This window comes from Flavobacterium sp. (assembly GCF_036741995.1).
Classification (GTDB): Bacteria; Bacteroidota; Bacteroidia; order Flavobacteriales; family Flavobacteriaceae; genus Flavobacterium.
In genome coordinates this window covers 1-12,600 of the sequence record NZ_DAINRG010000061.1, presented here as the reverse complement: position 1 = coordinate 12,600, position 12,600 = coordinate 1, and the positions used below count along the sequence as shown (strand labels likewise).

Annotated in this window: 9 protein-coding genes; 4 read left to right on the top strand and 5 right to left on the bottom strand. The window is 39.6% G+C overall.

All coding sequences use genetic code 11. From position 1 onward, the window contains the following. Both V7D82_RS12405 and holA read right to left on the bottom strand, forming a co-directional pair. Window positions 1–3,217 (bottom strand): reprolysin-like metallopeptidase (locus tag V7D82_RS12405; protein ID WP_333601295.1); only part of this gene is annotated, 3,217 nt, incomplete at its 3' end. A 201-nt stretch (window positions 3,218–3,418) separates the two neighbouring features. Next, a complete protein-coding gene (gene holA, locus V7D82_RS12400; protein ID WP_333601294.1) occupies window positions 3,419–4,423 on the bottom strand; it encodes a DNA polymerase III subunit delta in 1,005 nt (334 codons plus the stop codon). Window positions 4,424–4,469: 46 nt separating this feature from the next. Between holA and V7D82_RS12395 the strand changes: the two genes are divergently transcribed. From V7D82_RS12395 to V7D82_RS12385, 3 genes are all read left to right on the top strand, one after another. Continuing rightward, window positions 4,470–4,919: a type I restriction enzyme HsdR N-terminal domain-containing protein gene (locus V7D82_RS12395; protein WP_333601293.1), complete on the top strand. Its 450-nt coding sequence runs from the start codon at window positions 4,470–4,472 to the stop codon at window positions 4,917–4,919. Between the two features lie 3 nt (window positions 4,920–4,922). Continuing rightward, complete coding sequence (locus V7D82_RS12390; RefSeq protein WP_333601292.1) at window positions 4,923–5,918, top strand: glycosyltransferase family 2 protein; 996 nt, start codon at window positions 4,923–4,925, stop codon at window positions 5,916–5,918. Window positions 5,919–5,995: 77 nt separating this feature from the next. Continuing rightward, window positions 5,996–6,832, top strand: coding sequence for an OmpA/MotB family protein (locus V7D82_RS12385; RefSeq protein WP_333601291.1), 837 nt, complete (start codon window positions 5,996–5,998; stop codon window positions 6,830–6,832). 89 nt (window positions 6,833–6,921) lie between these two features. Here the strand turns inward: V7D82_RS12385 and V7D82_RS12380 are convergent, their stop codons facing one another. Together V7D82_RS12380 and V7D82_RS12375 are read right to left on the bottom strand one after the other, a co-directional pair. Continuing rightward, window positions 6,922–7,542 (bottom strand): L-threonylcarbamoyladenylate synthase, encoded by a 621-nt coding sequence (locus tag V7D82_RS12380; RefSeq protein ID WP_333601290.1) that lies wholly within the window; start codon window positions 7,540–7,542, stop codon window positions 6,922–6,924. Between the two features lie 38 nt (window positions 7,543–7,580). After that, window positions 7,581–9,911: an ATP-dependent helicase gene (locus tag V7D82_RS12375; RefSeq protein ID WP_333601289.1), complete on the bottom strand. Its 2,331-nt coding sequence runs from the start codon at window positions 9,909–9,911 to the stop codon at window positions 7,581–7,583. A gap of 105 nt (window positions 9,912–10,016) precedes the next feature. Between V7D82_RS12375 and V7D82_RS12370 the strand changes: the two genes are divergently transcribed. After that, complete coding sequence (locus V7D82_RS12370; protein ID WP_333601288.1) at window positions 10,017–10,541, top strand: DUF7935 family protein; 525 nt, start codon at window positions 10,017–10,019, stop codon at window positions 10,539–10,541. A 30-nt stretch (window positions 10,542–10,571) separates the two neighbouring features. Here the strand turns inward: V7D82_RS12370 and V7D82_RS12365 are convergent, their stop codons facing one another. Continuing rightward, window positions 10,572–12,569, bottom strand: coding sequence for a protein-disulfide reductase DsbD family protein (locus V7D82_RS12365; RefSeq protein ID WP_333601296.1), 1,998 nt, complete (start codon window positions 12,567–12,569; stop codon window positions 10,572–10,574). Between the last annotated feature and the right edge of the window lie 31 nt (window positions 12,570–12,600).

Here is a 12,600-nt window from a genome sequence, read left to right as displayed (position 1 = left end):
CTGTATTACTGGAAGTAGAAATATTTCCGGCTGCATCTTTGGCTTTAACAGTAAAAGCATAAGCTGTGGAATAGGTTAATCCGGAAACAGCATAAGTAGTTGCTGTTGTGGTTGAACCCAATAAAACTCCGTTTTTAAATACATCATATCCGGTAACAGCAACATTATCGGTAGCAGCAGTCCAAGATAAATTAGTGGTTCTTTGAGTTGTGCCCGAAGCCGTAAGAGTTGTTGGGGCAGTTGGTGCAGAAGTATCGGCTACAATTACAACCGTATAATCTTCTACTTGACCATATCCATATGTTTCACAGGCAGTTGGAATTCCATTAAATTTTAAAGAAACTCTCATTCGGGTTGCTCCCAGCGTAGCCGTTACCGGAATGGTAAAACTACCGGAAACCGGAGTAGTTTTGGAAGCGGCATTGGTCCATACCGTTTCTCCGGCATCTGCAAAATCACCATCTTTATTATAATCGATAAAAACACCATACCCTTCACTAAAAACTGTAGAAGTCCAATTAGGGGTTATGGTAATCGTTTGACTTGTTCCTTGTGTTACATTGGTTGAAATGGCAGTAAAATCAGTATATCCTGTTCCGCCAGTGGAAACATTATTGATAGTGCCTAATTGTACCCTTCCTATTTGTTCATCAGCCACGCTGTTCCCTTGCGAAGTACAATAGGTAAACAATGTAGTAGTTACACTTAAAGCATTACTGGCAACTGAAATATTACCGGCAGCATCTTTAGCTTTCACTGTAAAAACATAAGTTGTATTAGCTATTAAACCACTAACCGCATAGGTTGTCGCTGTTGTAGTCGAACCTAATAAAACGGCATCTTTATAAACATCATACCCACTAACTCCGACATTATCTGTCGCAGTCGTCCAAGATAAGTTGGTCGTTGTTGAAGTCGTTCCTGAAGCACTTAAAACTGGGGCTGTTGGAGCTGTCGTATCGGCTAATGTAGTAACATTAACAATATTACTTGCTGCGGAAAAATTGCCCGCATTATCTTTAGCTTTTACCGTAAAAGCATAGCTGGTAGCTGGTGTCAATCCTGTTACCGCAAAAGTAGTTGCAGAAGTAGTTGTGCCAATCAAAACAGCGCCTTGGTATACTTCATATCCGGTTACCCCAACATTATCTGTTGAAGTCGTCCAGGAAAGGTTTGTAGCGTTTACTGTTGTTCCTGAAGCGGTTAAAGTTGGTGCTGATGGTGGAGTTGTATCCGATGAAGCCGCTGTAATGGTAAAATTGGTATTAGAAACATCGAAAAAGATGTGATTGGTTCCTTTGATCATAATTCTGTTAGTAGTGCCTTGTGTATTTGGCAGAACAATCGATTCTGAGCCATCATTTGGAGTTGCTGCCAATAAAGTTGTCCAAGTAGTTCCTCCATTGGTCGAAATTAAAATATCTACATTGGCACAATTGACACTATTTGTAGTGGTCCCTGCTACATTCCATGCAATAGTTTGAGTGCTGTTTGCCGGATATGAAACCGCAGTATTGGGACTCGTAACCGCAAACGGTCCGGCGGTAGCATTAACCGTTACGACCATATCATCACTATTGTTGGCTGGGCCGCCAACATGATTATCCCGAACAGTAAATCTGAAATTTAATGTTCGAGCCACGGATGACAAAGCTTCTACTGTAAGTTCTGTTCCTGCTGTAGTGGTGGCTCCGGCAAGTACAGATGTCATTTTGGGAAAATATCTTGTAGTGGATGTTGTTGGACTATAGGATCTGAAATTTGGGCCGGTGGTTTTAGTGGCGCTCGGAGCGGTATTGGTTGTGCCATTGTCCATTTCTTCCCAATCATAGGTAAGTGCATCTCCATTGGCATCAGTTCCGGAACCGGTTAACATAAAAGGCGTACTTTTCGGAATCGTATAATCTAATCCGGCGCTGGCCGTTGGAATGGCATTTCCGGTAGCGGTATTGACCTGACAAGTTGTTGTTTTTATATAATTGGTAACTTGTTGAATACTAATCGCATGAAAATAAGCATCGGAATGAGGTTGTACATCAAGCGAAGTGATTCCGGCATACCCCATAATGGTTGAGCCTGACCCCGGTTCCATTTGGGCTCCGGTTCCTTCAGAAGAAGTAGCATGGGTAAAGGTGTGATTGGCTCCAAACTGATGCCCCATTTCGTGAGCTACATAGTCGATATCAAAGTTATCGCCGGAAGGAATTCCGTCATTGGGAGAAGTGAAGCCGCTTCCTTTATTTTCATCGGTTGTACTGGTTGTATCATCTACACAAACGCAACCAATGCAGCCGGCATTTCCACCACCACCACTGGCTCCAAATAAGTGACCAATATCGTAACCGGCATTTCCAATAACACTTGTTAAATTGTTTTGCAGTTCAGTATTCCATGCTCCGGCAGCTCCGGCAGTAGCATCAGAATAAGGATCAGTAGTACCATTGGTATAGATTAACACATCGTTGGTAGCAATCAAATTCATATGTACGCCAAAATCAATTTCGAAGACACCATTAACCCGTGTCATACTATTATTCATAGCAGCTAACGCCAATGCTTTTGTACCGCCAAAATAGGTAGTGTATTCTCCGGTAACAGAAAGTGCCAAACGATACGTTCGCATGAAAGCATCATCAGCATTGGGCCGGGCAGTTAGTGCTGAACTTTGCAATCCCGTTTGGACCGCATCAATAACTTTACATTCGAATGGAGTTGCTGAAGCTGCTTTGTCTGTTTTTTTATATACAACATAAGAGCTCAAATCGGTTGTGTAGGGCTCTATAAAAACTGCTGGCTGATCAGCCGCAAGCGTCATACTTTGCAAACCAAGTGGCGATATACTGAAATAAACTTTCGATAAAGGGTTATCAATTCCCTGTCCTACATACGATTTAATTTCCGGGTATTTGGCAGCTAAAACCGGATCCATGTTAGAACTTTCCTGAATTCTAAACTTCTCCAGCTCACCCGTGGCATTAGGGAAAGAAACAATTATATTGGATTGTTGTTTGGAAATAAATCTTTGGGGAGCTCCTACCAAAGACTGTTTCAACAGATTGACATCTAATGCAAACAAATGAGGATTAGCCAATGTTTTTTTATTTTCAGCCGTTATTGACGTAGCTTTTTTAGTAGTGCTTTTCCAAAAAGTCTTATTGCTTTGTGAAAAAGAAAAAGAAAAACTAAACAGTACAAGATATAGTAGAGTATACTTCATAAAGAGTAGATAATGATGATATTAAAACAGTCTACAAATATATAGAATGGTGGAAGTTTATTGTTTGTGTATACTAAAATACTTGTTATAACGCTTCATAACCATAAGACTATTCTACCAAAAGAGTCTTTATACAACCAACCAATAAAGAGATTCCCTACCTAACAGTCTTTAAGAAGGATAGGATAAATTTGGTGACAATCAATTAAAAATACTCACCAGCATTTCTTTCAGCAAATCACCTTGCGGCAAAGCATTGGCGCCAACGCCTTTACTTTTTACGTCAATTGCACGCAGAGAACCAACAATAGCGCTGACTTTTCGCATGGGATAATTGCGTAGTGCGACATCATAATCCTTTATGAAATAAGGGCTAACTTTAAGAACTTTGGCCACATTACCGGGAGATTTATCTTTTAAACCATGGTACTGTAACAGTGCCGAAAAGAAACTAAACACCAATCCGGTGGTCATTACGAGCGGATTGTCTTTTTGGTTTTGGGCAAAATAAGCCGCTATTTGATAGGCTTTGACTTGGTTCCTTTCGCCAATCGCTTTGCGGAATTCAAACACGTTAAAATCTTTGCTAAAGCCTATGTTTTCTTCTATGTGATGCGGAGTAATAGTACTTCCTTTGGGTAGTATGATTTCGAGTTTGGTTAACTCGTTGGCAATCCGACTCAAATCATTTCCTAAAAACTCAACCAGCATCATCATGGCTTTGGGTTCGATGTCGTAGCCTCTGCCTTTTAAGACACGTTTAATCCATTCACCTACTTGATTGTCGTACATTTTTTTACTTTCGAACAACAAACCTTGTTTGGCTACTGTTTTGACTAACTTCTTGCGTTTGTCGAGGGTTTTGTATTTGTAAGCAATGACTAAGACCGTTGTGGGTTGTGGGTTTTCGGCATAACTATCTAACTTATCTATGGTTTTGACTAAATCCTGAGCTTCTTTTACAATTACCACTTGGCGCTCCGCCATCATTGGATAGCGTTTGGCATTAGCCACAATATCCTCCACCGTAGTATCCCGACCATACAATACCATTTGGTTAAAGCCTTTTTCATCATCCGTCAAAATATTATTTTCCAGATAGTCGGTGATTCTGTCAATATAATAAGGCTCCTCACCCATCAGAAAATAGATGGGCTTGATGTTGCCGGCTTTGATATCGTTGATGATTTTTACTACTTCGTCCAAAATAAGTTGATTTGGTTATTTGGTTATTTGATAATAGATTTGTTGAATGCAAAAACTCAACTTCCCTGCTTATTCGTTTCGCTTCAAAAATAGTGAAAATAAAGTGGCAATTTTTGATGAAATCCGGAAAAAATTTATCATTCTCACACCCGAAGAATGGGTGCGTCAACATACCGTTCAGTTTTTGTTACAGGAAAAAAAATACCCAAAATCGTATCTTAATGTAGAGAAATTAATCAAGGTCAACGATTTACAAAAGCGCTACGATGTAGTTGTTTTTCAACCGGATGGTTCTATTTTTTTACTGATAGAATGCAAAGCGCCCGAAGTCAAAATCACTCAAGATACCTTTGACCAGATAGCCCGCTACAACCTGAAACTGAATGCACAATACCTAATGGTAACCAATGGTCTAAATCATTACTTTTGTCAAATGAACTTTGAAAAGGAAGCTTATGTTTTCCTAAAGGAGTTGCCTAATTTCTCAAACCAATAACCTTTGAAAAAAATAGCCGTAGTCATACTCAATTGGAATGGAGCCAAACTGTTAGAACAGTTTTTGCCTTCGGTGGTGGTGTATTCTAATGAAGCCACCGTTTATGTGGCCGATAATGCTTCGACAGACAATTCTATTGAAGTGATTACAACACAATTCCCATCGGTGAAGATTATTCAGAATGACGGGAATTATGGTTTTGCCAATGGCTATAATGTAGCGCTGCAACAAGTGGAAGAAGACTATTATGCCTTAGTCAATTCGGATATAGAAGTGACCGAAGGCTGGCTGACTCCTATTCTTTCAATTTTTGATAAAGAGCCTCAAATTGGTATTATCCAACCGAAGATTTTAGATTATAAAAACAAAGCGTATTTCGAATATGCCGGTGCTGCCGGTGGTTTTATAGATAAGTTGGGCTATCCGTTTTGTCGCGGCCGCATCTTTGAAACTATCGAAAAAGACAACGGGCAATACAACAATGAACTCGAAATCTTCTGGGCCAGCGGAGCTTGTTTCTTTATCCGAAAAGACATTTACCGAAAATTAAATGGTTTTGATGGTGATTTTTTTGCCCATCAGGAAGAAATTGATTTGTGTTGGCGCGCCTTTAATTTGGGCTACAAAGCCAAATTCACTCCCAACTCGGTTGTTTTCCATGTGGGCGGCGCTACCTTAAACGAAAGCAACCCGAAGAAAACTTTCCTGAACTTCCGAAATTCGCTTTTAATGCTCACCAAAAACTTACCGGAAAGACAATTAGTTCCCATTCTATTCATGCGACTTTGTCTGGATGGCTTGGCCGGAGTTCAATTTATTTTCAAAGGAAAATTTAGTCATTGCTGGGCCATTGTTAAAGCACATTTTCATTTTTACCATCTGATTAACAAAAACTTAAAAAAAAGAGGTTCTTCGCAAGCCTCCGACTACTACAAGACCAAAAGCATTGTTTTTACTTACTTCATCCAAAGTGGCACCGTTTTTGAAAAGCTATTTTAACAAGAGTTTATCATTCAATTATACTCTTCCAAACTAAAATAATCCGTACTTTTGTTAAAATTTTAATTACACTATTTATGAAAAAAGTAATTTTTGCACTTTCGTTACTTGCCCTGACCTTAACGTCCTGTGGCTCTAAGAAAAAGATTGCTGCTCTTGAAGCACAAAACAAAGAATGTCAAGATTTATTGAATTCAACTACAGTTAAATTGAACTTGTGTCTATCTGAAAAAGATGCGCTTTCGAAACAAAATGATTACTTAAAACAAAACAATTCTGATTTGATCAACAGTTCAAAGGAAATGACGATGTTAAGTACCAAAGGAGCTCAAAACCTTGAAAAATCATTGGAAAGCTTAAAAGAAAAAGACCTTAAAATATCGCGTCTGCAAGATGCTTTGACTAAAAAAGACAGCGTTACCTTAGCGTTGGTTACCAGTTTGAAAAGCTCAGTGGGTATTTCAGATCCGGACATCGAAATCAATGTGGATAAAGGGGTAGTTTTTATCTCTATTGCGGATAAATTATTGTTCAAAAGCGGTAGCTATACTGTGAGCGACAGAGCAAAAGAAGTATTGGCTAAAGTGGCTAAAGTAATCAACAGCCGTCCAACTTTCGAATGTATGGTGGAAGGTCATACTGATAATGTACCGTTTACCGGAAATGCTATTTTGCTTGATAACTGGGATTTAAGTGTAAAACGTTCTACTGCGATCATCAGAGTATTGACAAAAGATTTAGGCGTAAAACCAGCCCAATTAATTGCAGCCGGCCGTAGCGAATTCATTCCGTTAGTAGATAACAATACAGCGGATAACAGAGCTAAAAACAGAAGAACACGTATAGTAGTTTTACCAAAAATTGACGAGTTCTACGATATGATTGAAAAAGAAATGAAGAATCAAAAACAATAATGTTCCGATTCTTATAAATAAAAAACGTCCCAATTTCTTGGGACGTTTTTTATTTATAGCAGACTGTAAACCGTGACTGTGACTGAATACTAAAAAATATCGGGATCTCCTTTCCCTTCTCTGATAACTACCGGCTCATAGCCTGATAAATCGATAACTGTGGAACCTACGTTGTCACCATAGCCGCCATCAATTACTAAATCCACTCGGTTTTGCCATTTCTCAAAAATCAATTCAGGATCAGTGGAATATTCCAATACTTCGTCCTCGTCATGAATAGAAGTGGAAACAATAGGATTGCCAAGCATTTTTACAATTTCCAAAGCAATGTTATTATCGGGTACACGGATACCCACCGTTTTCTTTTTACGGAATTCTTTGGGCAAATCATTATTTCCCGGAAGAATGAACGTATAAGGTCCCGGCAAAGCTCTCTTTAAAATCTTGAAAGTCGAAGTATCAATCTGTTTCACATAATCGGAAATATTGCTCAAATCACTGCACACGAAAGAGAAATTGGCTTTCTCCAGTTTGATGTCTTTAATTTTGGCAATGCGCTCCAACGCTTTGGTATTGGTAATATCACAACCCAAACCATAAACGGTGTCTGTCGGATAAATTACTAAACCGCCATTGCGCAACACATCCACCACTCTTTTGATAGCCGCTTCGTTGGGTTTGTCTTCGTATATTTTGATGAATTCAGCCATACTGATTTACGATATTAGATTTTAGAGATATGATTTTGTTAGCCAATTACATCCAGCTTGGCAAATCGCAATAAGAGTTTTTTGATGCCTCCCACTTCAAATTTGATTTCAGCTTTTTTATCCGCACCAATGCCTTCCAGGTTGATGATTTCTCCTTTGCCAAAGCGCTCGTGCATCACCACATTACCAACCACTAATTTACTGTCAAACAGATTGGTATTGCTTTGTCCGTTGCTGGAAACTGGTTTCAATTTACGAATATTTGCCGAAGAAACGGGTTCTTCTCCATATCTTTTGGGTGGCGTGCCTGCAGTTGGTTTTTCCAATCGCAATTTGGATTTATCAATATCACCAAAAATATCCAAATCAATCGTCGGTTTATACCGATACCCACCGGTATCCATCGGATTGATGTATTCTAAATACTCGTCTTTGATTTCTTCTATAAAACGCGATGGCTCGGCATCCGTCAATTTCCCCCAACGATAGCGCGATTGGGCATACGTTAAATACGCCTGATGTTCGGCACGGGTTAAGGCAACATAAAACAAACGTCGCTCTTCTTCCAACTCACTTCTGGTATTCAAACTCATCGCACTCGGAAACAAATCTTCTTCCAAGCCCACAATGAAAACATACGGAAACTCTAAACCTTTGGCCAGGTGAATTGTCATCAAAGCTACTCTGTCATCATCGCCGGTATCTTTGTCTAAATCGGTAGCCAGTGCCACATCTTCTAAAAACTCGGATAAAGCACCACGCGCGCCATCAATTTCTTTTTGTCCTTCAATGAAGTCTTTAATACCCCCCATCAAGGTTTCTATATTTTCAATTCGGGCAATGCCTTCGGGCGTTCCGTCTTTTTTGAGCTCTTGTACCAAACCAGTTTTTTTGGCAACATGATCGGCCAGAACAAAAGCATCCTGCTGCTCATTAATGATCTGAAAACTCTTAATCATCAGTACAAAATCTTCCAACTTTTGCTTGGTTCCCGAATTGAGTTTCAAATCAATTTTATCGATGTTTTCCATCACTTCAAAAACAGAACGTTTGTAGTGATTGGCGGCAACCGTTAACTTTTCAACAGTAGTATCGCCAATGCCACGCGCCGGATAATTGATAACCCGAATCAAAGCTTCTTCATCTTTCGGATTAATCACCAAGCGCAAATAACAAAGAACGTCTTTGATTTCTTTTCTTTGGTAGAACGACAAACCACCATAAATTCGGTACGGAATGTCACGTTTCCGCAGCGCGTCTTCCATGGCTCGCGATTGCGCATTGGTGCGATACAAAATGGCAAACTGCCCGTTGAGCATTTGGTTGCGCATCTTTTGTTCGAAGATTTCGCTGGCCACAAACCGGCCTTCTTCGCCATCGGTAATGCTGCGGTGGACTTTTATTTTGGGACCAAAATCATTGGCTGTCCAAACCACTTTATCTAACTTGGTTTTGTTCTTATCGATAATTGAATTGGCCGCTTCTACTATGTTTTTGGTCGAGCGGTAATTTTGTTCCAATCGATACATTTTGACATTCTCATAATCTTTTTGGAAGTTGAGAATGTTATTGATATTGGCACCACGGAAAGCATAGATACTCTGCGCATCGTCGCCAACAACGCATATATTTTGAAATCTATCACTCAAAGCGCGCACTATCAAATACTGCGAATGGTTGGTATCCTGGTACTCATCTACCATGATGTATCGGAATCGGTCTTGGTATTTGGCCAATACATCCGGAAAACGGTTTAACAATTCATTCGTTTTTAATAACAAATCGTCAAAATCCATCGCACCGGCTTTGAAACATCTTTCTACATAATTGGCGTAGATTTCTCCCAAACGCGGTTTCTTACTCATAGCGTCCTGCTCCTGCAATTCGGGATTATTGAGATAGGCTTTTACTGTAATCAAGGAATTTTTATAGGATGATATTCTGCCCAAAACCTGCTTCGGTTTGTAAATGTCTTTATCCAATTGCATTTCCTTGATAATTGCCGAAATCAAACGAACACTGTCTTGTGTATCATAAATCGTAAAGTTGGACGGATAGCCCAGTTTATCGGCTTCACTTCTCAGGATTCGGGCAAACACCGAGTGAAACGTTCCCATCCAGAGGTTTTTGGCTTCGTTGCTTCCCACGATATCGGAGATTCGCTTTTTCATTTCGCGCGCCGCTTTGTTGGTAAAGGTCAGTGCCAAAATATTAAAAGCATCCACACCCAAACTCATCAGATAAGCAATGCGCATGGTAAGCACACGCGTTTTCCCCGAACCTGCGCCGGCAATGATAATCATTGGCCCGTCTTTTTGATAAACCGGTTCTTGTTGGGCAGCGTTAAGTTGGGAAATATATTTTTGCATGTAAAAATCGAATTGGACAAATTTAATGTTAGTTGGCTTGAAAAGCAAGATAGATTTAAGGGTATTTCTATTATATTTGTCAACAATTATTAGTCAATACACAATATGAATCCAGACAAAATACTAGAACTACTAATGTATGCTGTTCCTTCTTTAATAACGGGTGGTGTGGCGTATTATTTATTCGATAATTATTTCAAAGACCAGCAGAATACACGTCGTTGGTTGTTGCAAAGAGAAAATCAAAAACACTCCTTGCCGTTACGTTTACAGTCTTATGAGCGATTGGCTTTATTTTTAGAGCGCATCAATCCGGCAAAGTTGCTGATTCGAGTGGCACCCCTGAGCGATAATAAAGTTGACTACCAAAACCTGTTGATTCATCATATCGAGCAGGAATACGAACACAATTTAACGCAGCAAATTTATATTTCCGATGAATGCTGGACGATGCTTTTAACCGCCAAAAACACCATCATTCAAAACATCAGAAAAACGACTTTAGACGAAACCGTTACGGATGCTGACAAACTAAGAGAAAAGATTTTGAGCAACCTGCTCGACGGACAATCCGCAACGACAGTAGCTTTGGGTTATTTAAAAAATGAAGTGGCTCAGATTTTAGGATAAACAAAAATCCCGATTTTCATCGGGATTTTTTTATTTCTTGAAGTTACCAATACCGGCTTTCAGCCAAGCCAAATACTCGTCGATGTTTGGCGTATAACTTATTGGTGCATTAAGTTTCTGTTCGCTTAAATCGGTTAAAACGTAGAACGGCTGGGTGTTGGTTTTGTAACGCGTAATAATAAAATCCGTCCATTTGTCGCCAACCGTTACAATTTTTGAGCCGGTAGATTTAGAAATAAATTGTTCGTTTTTCGGTAAATCCCGTTTATCATCAACATAAAGTGAAATTAGAACAACATCATTTTTCAATAGGCTTAAAACTCTTTCATCCGACCAAACATTGATTTCCATCTTTCTGCAATTTACACAAGCATGACCCGTGAAATCAAGCATAATGGGTTTGTTTACTTTTTTGGCGTAGGCAAATCCTTTAGCATAATCATTAAACGTAATAATGCCGTGCTCGCCTATTTTAGCGCCTTCGGGTAAATTTTCGTTGGAAGCTGCCGTGGTATTTCCGAAGAAGCCCATCGGACTTTCGCTATACGTTTGTGGTGGCGGAAAAGCACTGATAAGTTTTAAAGGCGCTCCAAAAAGTCCGGGAATCATATAAACAGTAAAAGCCAAAACCAACAGACCTAAAGATAATCTTCCTACGGAAATATGGGTTATCGGACTATCATGTGGCGTCGTTATTTTACCCAATAAATACAAAGCCCAAGCACCAAAAACCGCTATCCAAATGGCTAAGAAAACTTCTCTTTCCAATAAGTGCAACTGCAATACTAAATCGGCATTGGATAAAAATTTAAAGGCTAAAGCCAATTCTAAAAACCCCAGGGAAACTTTTACTGTATTCAACCAGCCACCCGATTTTGGCAACGAATGCAACCAACTCGGAAACATCGCAAACAACATAAACGGCAAGGCTAAAGCCGAAGAAAAACCAAGCATTCCCACGACTGGCGCAATGCCCCCTTTGGAAGCCGATTCGACTAAAAGCGTTCCGACAATCGGACCGGTACACGAAAAGGAAACAATGGCCAATGCCAATGCCATAAATAAAATACCAATGATGCCGCCTCTATCGGCTTGTCTGTCGACTTTATTCGCCCAGGAATTTGGCAACATAATTTCAAAAGCTCCCAAAAATGAGGCGGCAAAAACCACCAAAAGCAAGAAGAAAAACACATTAAACCAAGCATTGGTAGACAAAGCATTCAGCGCATCAGCACCAAAAACAGCCGTAATAACCAATCCCAAAACCACATAAATGGCGATAATAGAAATTCCGTAAAGAATGGCGTTGCGTTTTCCTTGCCCAGGGTTTTTGCTTTGTTTGGTAAAAAAGCTCACCGTCATTGGAATCATTGGAAAAACACAAGGAGTTAACAAAGCTGCCAAACCACCTAGAAATGCTAGAAAAAATATCATCCATAGTCCTTTTTTCTCTTCTTTTTGGGGTGCAGTTACTACAGCTTTCGTTTCTTTGGCAACGGCTTTTTTTATTGTATCGGTAGTGGCCGTTTTTGCTGTATCGGTTACAGGAGTCGCTACTATTACTGCAGTTGCCGGAATTTTAAACGTAAAATCCTGGTTGTCGTTTAGGCAAACCTGCTTACAAACCTGAAAATCAATTTTAGCCTTTATTGAAGTCAGTTTCGGATTTATAATTTTTACTTTTTGGGTAAAAGTTACCTGCTTTTCAAAGAAATATTCGTTTACTTCAAATACCTCGTTGTATTCTTTTTTATAGTTCGATTCTTTGGTTTTGCCTACCAATTCATAATTCCCTTTGGCATTCTCAAACTTAAATTCGGCCGGTAAAGGCGAGCCATTGGCTCCGTCTTGTGGCGTAAATTGGGAATATACGTGCCAACCTTCGTCTATCTTACCGTTCATCACCAAATTGAATTCGGTTGCCGAAACCTGCTCCACTTTGGAAGTCCATTTTACCGGTTTTACAATTTGAGCCGTTCCTTTGGCGAAAGCCAATAAAGTCAAAATAATGAAAACTATTTTTCTCATTCCTGGTAGTGTATTTTTAGAATCCTGGTTG

Coding starts and splice junctions, on each gene's coding strand:
- V7D82_RS12395 (WP_333601293.1), top strand. CDS start 4,470: ATGCAAAAACTCAACTTCCCTGCTTATTCGTTTCGCTTCAAAAATAGT.
- V7D82_RS12385 (WP_333601291.1), top strand. CDS start 5,996: ATGAAAAAAGTAATTTTTGCACTTTCGTTACTTGCCCTGACCTTAACG.
- V7D82_RS12380 (WP_333601290.1), bottom strand. CDS start 7,542: ATGGCTGAATTCATCAAAATATACGAAGACAAACCCAACGAAGCGGCT.
- V7D82_RS12375 (WP_333601289.1), bottom strand. CDS start 9,911: ATGCAAAAATATATTTCCCAACTTAACGCTGCCCAACAAGAACCGGTT.
- V7D82_RS12370 (WP_333601288.1), top strand. CDS start 10,017: ATGAATCCAGACAAAATACTAGAACTACTAATGTATGCTGTTCCTTCT.
- V7D82_RS12365 (WP_333601296.1), bottom strand. CDS start 12,569: ATGAGAAAAATAGTTTTCATTATTTTGACTTTATTGGCTTTCGCCAAA.